We start from the raw sequence: 14,091 nt of genomic DNA, 5'->3' as shown, positions 1-14,091 counted from the left end.
TGAAGGCTTACGCATGATGGAGGCGGCCTTGTCCCAATTGGTGGAGAGCTGTACTAGCAACACCGACTCAGTATCATGCCCGATTATCCATAGCTTGTTGAAAGCATCGGCATAAGGCATTGCCGTTCCATCAGCATCTGCCTGAAACAAAACGAACCGGCAGCAATGAACTGATTGTCACCAATGTATCATGGGTATACTAAAACGAGACACTGGCGGCTTTTGGCCGTTCCCTACCTTTACAAAGTATAAGCATCGGTCTGCATTCTATTAAATTGAAGCATACCTGATTAAGATGTTACTCATTTACGAAGGAATCCTTACCGTCCTCCAAATTAAAGCGGACGGCGACGTGACCATTCCCGCCAGAAAACTGCTGGATATCTGCCGATTGCTGCCATCGGATTCCGAGATCAGATTTGATATGGACAGTGAAAAAATCAAAGTCTCTTCAGGTCGGGGCCGTTACGTGCTAAACACACTGCCTGCCGACAACTTTCCGGAATTTAGCAAGGTTGACGCCAAAGCCTGTATACGCCTGAATGCCGGCAAGCTCAAGGAAGGCCTCGATAAGACTTCCTTTTGCATTGGCAATGGCGATGTCAGGCCTTACCTGAACGGCCTGTTGCTGCAGATTAGAAACTCCAAGATCAAATTAGTGGCTAGCGATGGTTTTCGCCTTGCGTTATATGAAAACGATATAGGGGCTGATGCAGGTCAGGAAGCAAGCATCAACATTCCACGGAAGGCGGTTGGTGAGCTAAGCCGCTTGATTGACGACCCAGAAGCCGACATGGAACTCCAAATTTCCGGCAATTACATTAAAGTGCTTTATAAGAACGTGGAGTTCTCATCAAAGCTGATCGATGCGAAATATCCTGATTTCAGCAAGGCTTTCAGCCAACTATTTTTGGCTCCGCTGCTGGTGGACAGGCTCCTTTTGAAAGAGGCTGTCATGCGAGTGAGCACCCTTACTAACGAAAAACTTAAGGGAATTGCCTTTGAATTGGGTAATAAATCATTAAAGCTCAGCACGGGTAATCCAGAGTTCGACGAAGCCGAGGAAGAAATTAGTATTGATTGGAGCGACAGTATTTCAATCGCTTTCAATGCCCAATACATACTCGATGCGATAAATAATATTGCCTCCGATACCGCAGAATTAATAATTCCAAGTAATGCCAGTGCTTGCTTTCTCAAGGAACCCGGACAAACAGTAATTTCCTACTTGGTGATGCCAATGCGCCTTTGAATTAAAATTGTGGAATGCTATCCATTGAATAAAAATTTTCTTAAATTGAAAAGTCCTTCTGTAAGCGGGTAAAAAATTTACATACTGAAACACCCTGGAGGCCGTATTCTGCTGTTGTAAAAATCTGCGGTCGATAAATAAAGTATCATCCTGAAACAGCCCAAAAGAGCATCGATCAAGTAATTTTGAGTAATAAAGTTTCATACCAAACTGGAGAAAAACATGAGATTTAATCCGCCTTGGTTGTGGTTTACGAACCCGTTTAATCATCCAAAAAAAGTGAAAAGGCCAAGCGGACTTATGCTAGGCGAAAAGGACTGCGGCTCTACGTTGTCTTTTATCAAGATTGGGAAAGAAGGGGCTACACATGAGGTGCTGATTGGCACTACGTGCTACGGCAAGGGGTGTATCCCAGAGGGAGGCCATAAGCCGCAAACAATAATCGAACAAGAGGGTGACAAGTAGCTTACTGTGGTCAGTTAAACTGACTGTTTAGTATGCAACTATATTACCTCGGCATGATACTTTAATACTTAATATGGAACTTTATTGCCTCCCCACACCTTCGCACTTGGCAGGGCTGGTAAATAGCCGAAGGAAAGGCCGAGCATCGCAAGATAGCCCCGTTTTTTTTCGAGCTATTTAAAATCAAAATAGCTCGGCTTAATGAGCATACTTTTCACAAGTATGCTGACTTTGATAATTGATAACTGGTAGATCATATGAAGCGCCGCGTCATCGTGATGAATGGGCAAAAAATAGTAAAAGCTGAAATTGCCGGGAAGTGGGTTGTAGAAAAGGTAAGTAAAGCCAAAGGCATTAAACCGGGTATTTATAACTTGTATCAGGCTATTGATGCGGATAAGACGCAAGCGTTGACCGGGTTTACTGTACATATAGACGATAATAATGTGTATCAGAAAACAAACCGAGGTCTTGTTAAATATGATCGATCAGTCTTCGACAACTTCTAAATGCGTGTATTACTAGAAGAATTGAAGCAATGAAGGGAAGAAGCGATACAGTTATCCGGTATCTCAAAAAATTCGTTCTAATCGTCTTAACGTTGATGGCCGATGCGCTACGGTTGCCAAGCCAAATAAATTCAGTTCTGAAAGTGGCCGCTCATCAATTGAAAGGCGGGACAAGCTTCCTTCGGTATGGGGCAGGCTTTTGCAAGTCAATTATTATATTTTGCTTTTCAGATCCCATCATCTATCTAATCTGGGCAGGAATTCTTCTCTGGACATACCTTGAAGAACTTTTGGCTGGGACCAATGCTTTAAATTGATTTACCTTCGTAAAACCTTGATCTCGTGCTGACAGTTCGCAAAACTTGTTCTTCAAACTATGGCAACAGGCCCCAATTCATAAATTGCTGATCGTTATAATCCCTCAGGAAGCTTATCTTTCGGCCCACTAGATGAGAGTCGATGCCTTCAATAGCATTCCCTCGAGAACAAGTTTCATTTGCAATTTTGCCCATGCAGTATGCTCTCATGAATTCGCTCAATGGGATTGATTTTTTATCGACCGTTATCATCCTGACTCTCTTCTCACGAACATGCCAACCATTGCTTACTGTTGCAGGCGTCGTGACGACGATTGTGCCGTGAATATCGACTATAGGTACTCCGTCTTTATCTCGCTCTGTAGCGTATGCCGAGAAAGACGTTGCAAACAAAATTACACTAAGAAAAATCGGTCCCCTCATCATCCTAACTTCCATTTGTTATTAAAATCCATAGGATGATAGACAAAAAATATAAAAAAGTTGAGCATAGTTTTTTGGTTGTAAATTAATATTGATTCGCTGCCGGCTCGCTATCTAGCAATGCGAAATACAAGAAAATAAGTAGGCCAAGTACAGGAATAATCGTGATCATGAACCACCAGCCGCTACGGCCAGTATCATGAAGACGCCTGATTGATACAGCGATACCCGGAATGATGATTGCTAACGTGTAGATCGAGCTCAAAGGTCCATAGCCGGCGGCATAGACAAAATTACCCATGAGCTGGTCGATAAACCCAAAGATGAAGGTGAACAGGATGTTAAATAAGGTGAAATACCAGAATTCCTGTCGGCTTGCTCGGCCTTGAAAGACAGCGTACTTTTTTAAAGCATCAAAATAGTGCTTCACACTTACCTCCATCCTGAGCGGCAAAAACGCCGCCATACCACAGGCCTCCCTCGGGAATTTCCAACGTCCCATCAGGAAGTAGGAGCAGATAATTCCTGGTCATGGAGTCTTTGAAATAGGTTCTGCCCGAATCGTCGACTCCCATAAGCATGAATCCGTCAATGTTGCAGAATTCCTGTTTACCGTCGCCCGTAGGTAGCGGCTTTTGTTCGAGTGCTAATCTAAGTTTCCCCCAAACAGCATCCCATTCACTTGTATTTCTATCTATTGATCGCAATTCAAAGTCTCCAATCTATTGCTTGTTTACCCGATTTAACCAGCGCTGAATTTGTCCGGCTAAAAGATCTTGATCCAAAAAATCCTTTATAACATGAGCCACCCATCGATGATGGATGACTCGATTCGATGACAGTATGCCCATTATCAGCAATGCTTGATCGAAGGGATCTCGCGTGGTTTCCCCAAAGAAGGAAGACTATGCCGGAATGCTTCTGAGACAGTGCTGCGATTAAAGCTTCGGTGATCCTCTGCCAACCCAGGTTTTTGTGTGAGCCAGGTTTATCCTTTTCAACGCTAAGTAATCGATTCATGAGCAAGACACCCTGATCGGTCCAGCGAGTGAGATCGCCAGTATCAGGTATAGAGCAACCGATATCCTGATTTAATTCCTTGAAAATATTATTCAAAGATGGAGGAATCTTAACACCGGCCGGCACGGAAAAGCTCAAGCCCATCGCTTCTGGTACTTGTTGAATTCCCCCTGATTTCTCTCGCACTGTTGCTAATCCATGATACGGGTCCTGAGCGACGACCGCGGCCTTTACAGATTCAGGCGGAACAGAAAAAGCCCTATAACGATCATTCGCAGCAGGAAAAATCAACGACTTTTTTGACAGGTCATCAAGCCTCCTCTCAATATCGGCGATGGAATCACAAATTTCAGACATGCCAGCGGATGATAAGAGATCAATCCATGGCTGGGGTAGGGGAATCATTTTTTCCATTGCTGATGAATTGTTTAAAACCTGTTTGGCGTTTCAGAAAGTTTCGAGAGTTGTATTTACGCCCATCGACGCCAACCATCGGTAAACGAACTTCCTGTCGTTTTTCTCATCGGATTTTTTACCGACCCAATAACCATGCCAATGCCCTCTGCGGATATGCGGTCTAAGCGATCGGCTCGAATCACTGCTTGCATTTTCGCTGACACAGGCAGCCCTAAGTGAATCGCCGATTGATTTTCCTACATGGATTATCTTGGGCTTATCGGGAGGAAATAACCGCCAACCATTTTTTGTTTTTTTAGGTTGAGGCCTTGAAGGAACGCCGCCGGAATACTCAGGCTTTTCAGAGCAGAGGTAGAGGATCAGTGACAGAAGTGGGCGCAATTGCAGGCCCATCTGCTCAATAATTTCCATTTCAGGATTAAAAGCTATTGGTAAGTTTGCCAAAGCCAATTGTTTAGCTGCTTCAGATACGCCTCGATCGATCGCCTCAATTACAGTCCAGTTTCCTATGTGAAATACGATAGGGATCAGACCGGTATCAGTGTCGAGTAAAAATCGCAATTCATTTCTATGTGTGTTTGAATCCTGCTCAAGGTGAGCAAAGAACCCATATAATGGAATATCAAAAAATTTATAATCAAGGGTTTCAATGTAAACGGCCCATTCTGGAAGTCTAAATAATACTTCCACCGGCAAATCCCCCGTGATAGGAGAATCGATCAAGGCTTTTTCAAAAACATCATCAAACCGATATATCCCCTGGGTTACGCGCCATGCTGATAAAGCTGCTAAATTAGCGACATCTCCAATCAGACTGAGGGGCAATTTATCAACACCTGCATCTGCGCTAACAATGGCATAGAAAGCTGCCATTGGGGCATAACACCAGCTTGGCCAATTCGGCTGATCCTTACCCCGGCTTTGGCGAAATTCATCAACTTGGCGCCAAGCGTTGGGGTAGAGTTTTCCAGCGGCTTGTAAGTGATTTAAGGGTCTAAGCGCCACAATCAATACTCCGAGTAACGTCTTTCGGACTCAAAGCCACAGATATCCGCAACAGAATCGAGGGTTTGTTTGAATCGTGCCAGCGGATTTTTGATATCTTGAAACCCATCCAGCCAGTGCGTTTTTTTGCCAATGGTATGGCATTGGAATTCACCGCCATGCTTTTGAATAAGCTCAGCCAGCGTGAACAGTTCTTTAATTTGCCAGAAATCATCAATAGTGGCGCCAGCTTCAAACAAAAAAGAGTCGTAGCCCACATCGTCAATACCGCAACGATAACCTCGCTCAAACAAAATTCGGTTATCTGCCAATGCCCATTTCTCAACATTATCTGGAAAATGTTCGGGTTTTGGCGTCTGTTCCAATGGCGAGAAAAAATCCCTGAATCCATCCGAGCAAACGTCGCCCAGGAACTTGTGGTTTTTAAAGCAGGCATCAAGATATTTGGCTGAGCGCGAGTCGAATTTTTCCTTCGAGCGCCATTTTTCCATCAGATCATCGAGAGAGGTTGTTCTTCGGGCTAACAACTTTTCCCAGCTGAAAGTTGGCTTTAATATCCCATCGGCATCGAGAGCAACTCCTGCATTGTATAAAGGTCCCAGAAAACCTTTTTCGGCCGATTCATCAAATTGCTTTTTTAAGTAGCTCAAGGCGATATCAAGATCAATATTCTCGACGGCATCCTTCATCGCGTCTATGAGTATTTTAATGTTCGGGTCGTCTTGGTCAGATATTTTGCCTTCTGGGACATGTCCGCAAATTCCAAATCTTATTTGAGCTGCGAAGGGAACTTGAGTGTCATAGGGCTCTTCACAGCCCTTCACACCTTCTAAACCGCAATTGAAATCAACAATTGTCACATTCTTTTTCACAATGCCCAATGGAATTTCGTGAAATGCGAACATGCGATCTTTAAGCGCCTGGGCTAACGACAGGTTAATAGCCATTTTTATTGCAAGCCAACCATTATCGCTGGATTTGATGAACAGGGCTTCTGCGCCAATTTTTTTATAAAACTGCTCTACAAAAGGCAGGTTTTTAGGGTGCTTGATATAGACCGAATGGATGTTCATTTCTTCTCCTATCTAATCGAGAATTTATATGAAAAATTATTATTTTACAGGCTTTTTAGATAATGCAAGGAGCGGATTCCATCCTTTCCAGGCAGGTAAGCTAAAGCATTCTGCCAAGTTAGTAGAGGGTGACCCCAAGTTCGGCAAGCTTCTGTTTCAACATGCGATGTTCTTGCGTTTCAGGTATGGCAGCGAAGGTACAACCGTATTTTTCAAAGGCATCATCCACGATCATGTAACCTTCGCGACAAGCCAGAAGTCTTTTTTTTGCCAAATCCATTTCGGTGAATTTCACAGCGCCGTGTAAGCGCAGGACAGTATCATCGCTTTCGTCTATGACATATTCGGGTGCCCATATGGATATTATATAATTATTAATACTATTAACTATTGTTAACAATATATATCCCAATAAAATTGTAATAACAAAAGCACTAATTAAATTGCCTGTCTTGAGGTAAATTAAAAAACCAATTCCTATCCAGCATAAAATGAATAAAGCGATTGACCAATATTCTATTTTTCTTCTACGGTTATCAAATTGATTTTGTTTTTCCTGAATATATTCCGGCGTTTTCGGTAATATATTTGAATTATCCATATTTATATTAGCTATTATTTCGGTGAATTACATGCGCGATCTTTCGGTCAGAGCGCTCTAAAACCTGTTGGCAACAGACGGCCGAAATGTTTCCAGTTCATCCGGATCCTTGTTGAACACCGTCACCAGCAACTTGTAATCCGCCCGGTTGCAAAATACAAAATGGAGCGGATTGTTGCCAGGCTGCTTCCATACCTCAGGAGCTTCTCCATATCTCCGGAGTTTGTGCATCATCACTTTGGAGGGGAGCGAGATCCTATCTAGAGGCCCCTTAAGCCGACGGTGCAGGTTCTTCCAGGTCGTATTCATATCGTTCGTACCGCAATGTTCCACATACCGGTCCAGCGCATGACGCGTCACGGCAACTAAGCCCATGCCTTCGCTGTGCAGTTTTTCAATGCCTCTCAAGCTTTCGCCGTTGATCAGCGGGACATCGCCCAGTTTGTCTTCGCCCGGAAACCAGGACCGATTCTTGGAAACAGCAATCTCGGCTTCGGCATAGCGCGTGATGATGGGATAGCCGTATTCGTACAGATCGAATTTACGGGTGGCCTGCCGGGTCATTTTTTTGATGGCGCCTTTCGAAACCACCAGCTTCAAGTTAATACCGGTGCGGTTGGCATTGAAGATGTTGGCCTCGCCCAGCAAATAACGGATCGCGACCACTTCAGCGGCGGCGGCTTTGTCCTGGCAGGTCAGTGCCAGAGTCACGTCGACCGCTCTCTGGCGACTGGCGCTGCTGCGCCAATAGACGCGCACGCGGCTATGGTCATCGAAATCGGTTTGTGAATCAGCATATACAGTCAAAATGTCCATTTTTGGGTTCTCTCAAAATAATAATTAATTTTCCTGCCTATTATCGTCAGGCAGAAAAGAATGCAAATATGGTCTAGATCAACCCATCGCGTGGATTGACCAGCCGGCAAAAAAAGCTCGCCTTTTCCATCTGCTCCAGGCTATTGACGGCGCATTTCTCAAGGCCCGGGTTGAAAACAATGATGGCCAGGGCCTTGGCCCGTGAGATGGCTACGTTCAACCGGTTAATGTCGAACAGGAAGTCAATGCCGCGGCTGGATTCTTCCGCATCGCTGACCGCCATGGACGTGATCAGGATGGGAGCCTCGCGGCCTTGGAACTTGTCAATCGTCCCGATCGAGATTTGGTCGCCGATCCGCTCGCGCAGCAAATTAACCTGCATGTTGAAAGGAGCGACCACCAGAATATCTTCATCGGTGATTGGACGGGATTCGCCGTGCTTGTCCGTGAAGAATCCTGTTTTCAGCTCGGCAATCAATTGGCCGATCACCTCAGCTTCCTCTTCGCTGCTTTGACGGTTGCCGTCATGCTCAACGTTTACCACCATAACGCCGTGGCTTTGCTCGATGAGCCTGGCGTCAGTGACCGTGATGCGCTGGCGTTCATTGTTTTCGGCGGCTTTAAGCTTGTTCTCGTAGACCACCTCGGATAATGGCTGACAGACGGTCGGGTGCATTCGATAGGTCCTTTCCAGGAAGAATCCAATATCATCGGGAATAACATTGTTGCCGCCTAACATGTGCTCAAGAGCCGACAGGCCTGAGCGACCGGGATGGGAACCCTGTATCGGTTGTTCGAGCTGCATCTGATCACCCATCAGAATAATGTTCCTGGCCCCGCCGGCGACCGCAATCAGGTTGGCTAGGGCGACCTGGCTCGCCTCATCTACGACTAAATAATCCACAGGCGACTCGAAAGCAACATTGGCGGCAAGGGCATAGGCTGTTGCCCCGACCACGGCAAATGAATGATAGGGGTCGCGCTGGGTAAAGCTCATGGACGGCCGGTAAATATAATTCGGAAAAGCATCTTCGCTGTACCGTTCCCTGAAACCGGTCTGGCTGGAGCCGAAGCCGCCAACTTTTGCAATCCTGGCGTGCTGGCTGGGCTCATGGAGCGCATCCAGCAGATTCAGGATCGCCGCATGCGAATTGCTCATGACCACGACTCGTTTTCCGTTGCGGATGAGGGCCGTGATGATGTGCCGTGCCGTGAAAGTTTTACCGGCGCCCGGGCCTCCTTGGATACACAGGCAACTATCCTGCATATTTTCCACTGCGGAAATCACCGCTGCAAGATATTCATCGTCTTGCTTGAATCTCGCGCGCGTGATCGGCAGATACGCGTCGTTTCCTTCGGGATTCTTTTTGAATGTCGGCTTTTCGCGGTTCAGAATGGCTCTCAAGGCTCCCGGCAGCTGCTGATCGAACAGGGCTTCAGCGACTTCGCACAGCCTGGTTTCGAGCGTCTCCGTATTGATGTAAGGCTCCTCGGCAAACAGGGTAATGGCGTCGGATTCTATCTGGAATATCTCCGTAGCGTCTGCGATGAACTCAACCACAGCATCCGTTTCGGATTCCGGGAATCTGATCGCTTTCACCCGGATGTCAGTGCCCCGGATTGTCCCGGTTGCGAACTTGTCTTTTCGGACAGGCTGCTTGCCATCGAAACGCCCGCGAAACACCATGCCTTCATCAGTATGATCGAACCCGGTGATCTCCAGGTTATGGATGCAGGTATCGTCGTCGAAAAGCTCCTCGTCAGGCTTCTCCAGCCGTTCGAAATAGGCCCAGATCTTGGGCTTGCGTTCCCGGTTATGGAAGCCTAAGAGCTCCATCATGAGGTTGGCGGTGGGATCGTTCTTCAGGCTCTCATCGGCTACAAAACGCTCGGCCAGCCGCTGTTGCCATTCACGCAGCGCCTGCTTTCTTTCGGCGGCCTGCAATTGCCGATCCGTTTTCTCCTGGACTGGGCCTGATTCGTCCGTTGCCGGAGCGTAAGAGATACCGGACAGGTTCTGCTGCTCGCGCAGCCAATCGACTAGCTCCAGCGTCGACTCACAGTCATCGATGTTATAGTCCCTGATATCCTTCAGCTCGGGCCATTGCGTCCAGTCAAATCCGGCCGGATCGGCAAGCCAGGCTTGATAGCCGTTGGCCTCCTCGCACCACCGGTCGACGCCGCCTTGTTCCCGCCATGCTTCGTAGAAGATGACCGAGTCGCCGCCATTGGCAACCTGTGTCATTCGTTTCGGACGATACAGGTGTTCCACATTTTTGATGCTATAGCGCGGCTCGCCTATCAGTAAACCATTGAGCACTATCTTGTAGAGATCAACGAAAACGCCATTGGCGAGCATTTCCGCCACTTCTCTGACCCGGGAGTCATGCCGCATGGAGAGACGGCGCAGAGCTGAAATTTCGTAAGAGGCATAATGATAGCAATGCAGGGATTTATCCGCCTGCCATCGGTCATAGAGCCAGTCCACAAAGCCCTCGAAGGCCACTTTTTCCTGCTCCAGCGTATGGGCCCACCAGTCGCGGAACGCATAGCGCTTGCCTTGGGCTGCATCGGGGCAGCGATAACTGGTCCCCCACAGGTATTCCAGGCCGCCGTCGAAAAGAGGATGGCCCTCGATGTCGAAATAGACATCTAAGGCCGAAGCCGGGGGCAGGGCGGACAATCCTTTACCGTGGTCGCTTTGCAGGACCTTGAACAGCGGTTTTTCCAGTCCACGGGATGCATGCTGAATCTCGGCCTGGTCCTTCAGTTTGACGAAAGTAGCGTGAGGAATGCCTTTGACAAAATCCACGTCGGTACCGGCGAAATCCGCCATCGTCTGAATGCCGGCGGCGCACAGTTTTCTGATATGGCTCCTGCGGATGTTGGCCACTTGCGCCAGGCTATCGGTTTTCTCGATCCATTCCTTTGCAAAAGAATCCCATGACCCGTGATCGTGGTAATAGGCGGGATCCGGCATGTAGGCAAAATCCGCCATGAATTCCTGTTGTGTTTTCAGGAAGTCTTTTCTCAGGCGGTCGAAATAGCTGTAGTAGCGCGCGATCCGGAAGCGGTCTTCGCTCAGGTCGCCGAGTACGATCGCCGCCTCATCCGACATGACGCCCTGAATGGCTTCCAGCATCCAGCTGTAGCAGCAGAGCTGGATAAGGAAATAGGGCCGTGTTGTCTGGGACAGCTTGGTATCCCAGGCTTCGTATCGGTAATTGCCGAAATTCGAATGTCCCGGGACCTTGACCAGAAAATCGGCATTGCCTGCAAAATTGTCACGAGACAGTTCGGCTTGGTAGATAAACGGATACCCCGCCGTCATATAGCCTAGCGTTTCAGTTATTCTGTCACGATGCGGCTGGCTTTTGACGATAGCGATATTATCGGTGCCGTGCTTATCCTGCAGCGCTTTCAGAAAACCGGATTCGTGCGCATTGCCTTTGGTGGCCAGCAAAGCCATCATGGGATCATGGTCTTTTTCTATGCCGGCCGCGAGATCGGGCATTTCAATAGCGAACCGGTCCATCCAGGAAGCAAAGGGCGATCGCATGGCGAGCACGAGATCTGAAGGGGAAAATATGAGTTGGCCTGCGTTATTCTTGTACATGGTGAGGCGATTGTTTTTCTTATTGTTAAAGTGCGGTTTTTAACTATTCTGCATCAATTTTCAAAAACGCAAGCTCAAGAACATTCCCCTTTAATTATTTTCTGGATCAGTGCATAGGTTTCTGGTGCGGTATTGTTAGTTGATTGGGCGCATTCCTGTTCGAAACAGGCAATCAATTCAGTCCAATGGCAGCTGAGGAGACTCCACGCTTGGGAGAGATCCTGAAGCTGATCGAACCGCCATCGGTTTGGCTCATCGACCGCTTGGAGAAACAACAGGCAACGGCGAAGATCGCTCGGATCGAGTGGGTGATCAGTACCGGCTCTTTCGGGTATGCCGAAATACGCTTTGCACAGGGCGTCAGAGGAGAGCCCACGCTCACCGGTTAGCAGCCATTGGACGACTGTTTCCGGCAATCCTGCTTTTCTTGCCTGCTCGGCATCGCGCAAACGCTGGCCGGAAATGGACAAGTCACATAATCTCAGGCGCTTGATGTCTTCGGGTTCGCCTATAACAAAGGTCGCGCCAATGCGGCTGGCGATGTCGGTTGCCATGACCGCTCGGTCACTAAAGCCCTGAATTAGCATGTCCATGTCGCTGAGCGGAACATGGCCAGTAACGATCCGGCAGTTCTCGATCTTTTGAATCTTGTAGCCTGGGTCTGTGACTGCGTTGGATTGGTCACAGTTGAAATTGATTGATGAGCTCATAGGCATCCTCGCGTTTATTGTTTGATCCCTGTTAATTATCCATGAGATCGAGAATATGCAACTGGCTCTACTGTTGTTTTTTCTGTTGCAGCTTAAACCTACTGTGAAAGCAAAGCAGTTGCATCTACACTCAGAATTCGTGATGCTAATAATCCAATGAGTATGAAGCGCAAGGATCATGGTGAAAAAGTTCTTTTTTCGCCAAACAACAGAAATCAGAAATTATTGATACAAGGAATGATTTTGTTGACTGGCATGTAATGAAAGATCGAGAGTTTGCGCCGCCTCCTGCATTATTGCCAATTGTTATTGAGGCGGATGATTTTGAGGGCGCTATGTTTTGGCTGCATCAAGCGAGTTTGAATCTAGGAATAGATGCTTTTGGTGAATCGTTTTTCAATCCTACCAGGAATACAGAGGATGCTAAGCCGGTAAACTACCGGAATCGTTTTTGGAGGATTTAAGCAATATTTTTGGGTGTAAATTCATCAATTGGTCGTCGATAAATCACATGGCAATGGATCCGGTGCCCCAATGGGTTGCTGATGCATTGCGTTGACCCAAAGGCGCAATAGACCGCGTTCCTTCAGGTCAAGGGTGTCGTCCTACGAGTCGGCAGAAATCAGACCAGGCTTAACAGCTTGTGCCACCCAGCACAGGCTAGCGACGAGCCACATGCTTGCGGCAATCCACCACCAGCCTATTTTGTCCAATTCCAGAATGACTTCTGCTGCCGTTCCTGCCAAGCAGTTCAGACCGCAGTAACCAATATCCTCCTTGGCTATAGCCACCAGCTCAGGGGAAATGATCGCGTAAAACGTAGCCAATCCGGCACTGATCAAGGCTAGGACATGAACTCCATACCGATGCCCGATATAGAATGGCGCCAGAATCATCGTAGTGAAGCCTGCGTCCAGGAGCAGACCTGTCAATAAGCCCCCACCATTATTGCTGTCACTCATTGTTCCTTCCCCTTTGCGTGAACACTCAATAAAACAAATCCTTCATTATTTGACTCATCTTCATCTTTAAAATCATATTCAAACGGAACAAAACGAGGAGTCATTTTTTCCGTATCTCCGTTCTCGCCAATTAAAACAAGGTGATCTCTTGGTATACCTTTCAACCAGTCAATTAATTCCCCGACTGTCCATGAATTCCTTTCGCATGCTTTTTCTATTTCTTCATCTGACTTTCCCATGTCTTCTAGCATATACGCATATTGTCTTTTGAAAGCTTCATCAGTGATGTTTTGTCTAGCCATTATTGCTCCTTAACGCCTTTTTCTGTTTTTGGAAAAGGCCAATTTCTACGATTAATCCTCATTACAATACCTTCCACAATGTTTACAGGGCTTATGTTCCTTAGCGCAATCTAAGCATTAAGCACCGATATTTGTACTGGAGTACATTTTTTATTCTTTTATAACACTTACCATATCTACTGGTAAAAGCTAAAACGCTAGCTCCAGAATATAAAAACAGGTTTTGCATTATAGTTCAGCAATTCGTATTATTTTTAATAATCTATTGTTCATTTTATAAATCTTCAGATTTATCTGTAATTTTCATCCTTATCAGTAAATCGTTGTAGCTTTGACGGAATTTGTTGCCGGTGGCTTCAAATAAATAAGTGTATTCACCATACTCACCATCACAGAGAGCAATGATTTGATTCGCCTCATCTGATAATGATTGGCTTTCTTCCGGAGTTATCAACTCAATTGCGTCTACTTTTTTCAAGAACTCACAAATTGAGTTTTGCAGGTTTTCTAATTCTTGAAATATTTCCAATGATCGTGGTATTTCGATTTGATTATTCATAACAATAATAATTATCTCGAGGTAATAAAATAACTGCTGAATGA

At 46.6% G+C, this 14,091-nt stretch carries 14 protein-coding genes; 3 read left to right on the top strand and 11 right to left on the bottom strand.

Translation table 11 applies throughout. The features are described from left to right. Window positions 1–295 precede the first annotated feature (295 nt). Window positions 296–1,252 (top strand): DNA polymerase III subunit beta, encoded by a 957-nt coding sequence (gene dnaN / locus IT781_RS11270; protein WP_194970254.1) that lies wholly within the window; start codon window positions 296–298, stop codon window positions 1,250–1,252. Between the two features lie 722 nt (window positions 1,253–1,974). Then, window positions 1,975–2,226 (top strand): KfrB domain-containing protein, encoded by a 252-nt coding sequence (locus IT781_RS11265; RefSeq protein ID WP_194970253.1) that lies wholly within the window; start codon window positions 1,975–1,977, stop codon window positions 2,224–2,226. Window positions 2,227–3,051: 825 nt separating this feature from the next. Here IT781_RS11265 and IT781_RS11260 read toward each other — a convergent pair. From IT781_RS11260 to IT781_RS11225, 8 genes are all read right to left on the bottom strand, one after another. Next, window positions 3,052–3,432 carry a DUF805 domain-containing protein gene (locus IT781_RS11260; RefSeq protein WP_228779080.1) on the bottom strand — a complete coding sequence of 127 codons (381 nt, stop codon included), beginning with the start codon at window positions 3,430–3,432 and terminating at the stop codon, window positions 3,052–3,054. A gap of 242 nt (window positions 3,433–3,674) precedes the next feature. Next, a complete protein-coding gene (locus IT781_RS11255; protein WP_228779079.1) occupies window positions 3,675–4,400 on the bottom strand; it encodes a uracil-DNA glycosylase in 726 nt (241 codons plus the stop codon). Between the two features lie 33 nt (window positions 4,401–4,433). Further along, entirely contained in the window at window positions 4,434–5,408 is a 975-nt protein-coding gene (locus tag IT781_RS11250; RefSeq protein WP_194970252.1) for a hypothetical protein, read from the bottom strand. 2 nt (window positions 5,409–5,410) lie between these two features. After that, window positions 5,411–6,481 (bottom strand): hypothetical protein, encoded by a 1,071-nt coding sequence (locus tag IT781_RS11245; RefSeq protein WP_194970251.1) that lies wholly within the window; start codon window positions 6,479–6,481, stop codon window positions 5,411–5,413. Between the two features lie 118 nt (window positions 6,482–6,599). Then, a complete protein-coding gene (locus IT781_RS11240) occupies window positions 6,600–7,082 on the bottom strand; it encodes a hypothetical protein (RefSeq protein WP_194970250.1) in 483 nt (160 codons plus the stop codon). Between the two features lie 57 nt (window positions 7,083–7,139). Beyond that, complete coding sequence (locus IT781_RS11235) at window positions 7,140–7,898, bottom strand: hypothetical protein (RefSeq protein ID WP_194970249.1); 759 nt, start codon at window positions 7,896–7,898, stop codon at window positions 7,140–7,142. 73 nt (window positions 7,899–7,971) lie between these two features. Then, window positions 7,972–11,457 (bottom strand): TM0106 family RecB-like putative nuclease, encoded by a 3,486-nt coding sequence (locus IT781_RS11230; protein ID WP_194970248.1) that lies wholly within the window; start codon window positions 11,455–11,457, stop codon window positions 7,972–7,974. A gap of 131 nt (window positions 11,458–11,588) precedes the next feature. Further along, window positions 11,589–12,224 carry a hypothetical protein gene (locus tag IT781_RS11225; protein WP_194970247.1) on the bottom strand — a complete coding sequence of 212 codons (636 nt, stop codon included), beginning with the start codon at window positions 12,222–12,224 and terminating at the stop codon, window positions 11,589–11,591. 260 nt (window positions 12,225–12,484) lie between these two features. Between IT781_RS11225 and IT781_RS11220 the strand changes: the two genes are divergently transcribed. Continuing rightward, window positions 12,485–12,688, top strand: a complete 204-nt coding sequence (locus IT781_RS11220) for a hypothetical protein (protein WP_194970246.1) — start codon at window positions 12,485–12,487, stop codon at window positions 12,686–12,688. A gap of 141 nt (window positions 12,689–12,829) precedes the next feature. Here IT781_RS11220 and IT781_RS11215 read toward each other — a convergent pair whose 3' ends face one another. The 3 genes from IT781_RS11215 to IT781_RS11205 form a co-directional block, all read right to left on the bottom strand. Beyond that, the gene (locus IT781_RS11215) at window positions 12,830–13,186 is read right to left on the bottom strand and encodes a hypothetical protein (RefSeq protein WP_194970245.1); all 357 of its coding nucleotides are present in this window, start codon (window positions 13,184–13,186) and stop codon (window positions 12,830–12,832) included. Next, on the bottom strand, window positions 13,183–13,488 hold the full coding sequence (locus tag IT781_RS11210) for a hypothetical protein (protein WP_194970244.1): 306 nt from the start codon (window positions 13,486–13,488) through the stop codon (window positions 13,183–13,185). Before IT781_RS11210 ends, IT781_RS11215 begins: the two co-directional genes overlap by 4 nt. 274 nt (window positions 13,489–13,762) lie before the next feature. Further along, complete coding sequence (locus tag IT781_RS11205; protein ID WP_194970243.1) at window positions 13,763–14,047, bottom strand: hypothetical protein; 285 nt, start codon at window positions 14,045–14,047, stop codon at window positions 13,763–13,765. Between the last annotated feature and the right edge of the window lie 44 nt (window positions 14,048–14,091).

Source organism: Methylobacter sp. BlB1 (assembly GCF_015476545.1).
Classification (GTDB): Bacteria; Pseudomonadota; Gammaproteobacteria; order Methylococcales; family Methylomonadaceae; genus Methylobacter.
Note: the sequence above shows the minus strand (reverse complement) of the source record. Positions and strands in the feature narration are given on the sequence as shown.

Bases quoted from the DNA above. Each gene is read 5' to 3' on its own strand.
- IT781_RS11225 (WP_194970247.1), bottom strand. From the start codon at position 12,224: ATGAGCTCATCAATCAATTTCAACTGTGACCAATCCAACGCAGTCACA.
- dnaN (WP_194970254.1), top strand. From the start codon at position 296: ATGTTACTCATTTACGAAGGAATCCTTACCGTCCTCCAAATTAAAGCG.
- IT781_RS11240 (WP_194970250.1), bottom strand. From the start codon at position 7,082: ATGGATAATTCAAATATATTACCGAAAACGCCGGAATATATTCAGGAA.
- IT781_RS11265 (WP_194970253.1), top strand. From the start codon at position 1,975: ATGAAGCGCCGCGTCATCGTGATGAATGGGCAAAAAATAGTAAAAGCT.
- IT781_RS11220 (WP_194970246.1), top strand. From the start codon at position 12,485: ATGAAAGATCGAGAGTTTGCGCCGCCTCCTGCATTATTGCCAATTGTT.
- IT781_RS11245 (WP_194970251.1), bottom strand. From the start codon at position 6,481: ATGAACATCCATTCGGTCTATATCAAGCACCCTAAAAACCTGCCTTTT.
- IT781_RS11235 (WP_194970249.1), bottom strand. From the start codon at position 7,898: ATGGACATTTTGACTGTATATGCTGATTCACAAACCGATTTCGATGAC.
- IT781_RS11255 (WP_228779079.1), bottom strand. From the start codon at position 4,400: ATGGAAAAAATGATTCCCCTACCCCAGCCATGGATTGATCTCTTATCA.
- IT781_RS11260 (WP_228779080.1), bottom strand. From the start codon at position 3,432: ATGGCGGCGTTTTTGCCGCTCAGGATGGAGGTAAGTGTGAAGCACTAT.
- IT781_RS11205 (WP_194970243.1), bottom strand. From the start codon at position 14,047: ATGAATAATCAAATCGAAATACCACGATCATTGGAAATATTTCAAGAA.
- IT781_RS11210 (WP_194970244.1), bottom strand. From the start codon at position 13,488: ATGGCTAGACAAAACATCACTGATGAAGCTTTCAAAAGACAATATGCG.
- IT781_RS11230 (WP_194970248.1), bottom strand. From the start codon at position 11,457: ATGCGATCGCCCTTTGCTTCCTGGATGGACCGGTTCGCTATTGAAATG.
- IT781_RS11215 (WP_194970245.1), bottom strand. From the start codon at position 13,186: ATGAGTGACAGCAATAATGGTGGGGGCTTATTGACAGGTCTGCTCCTG.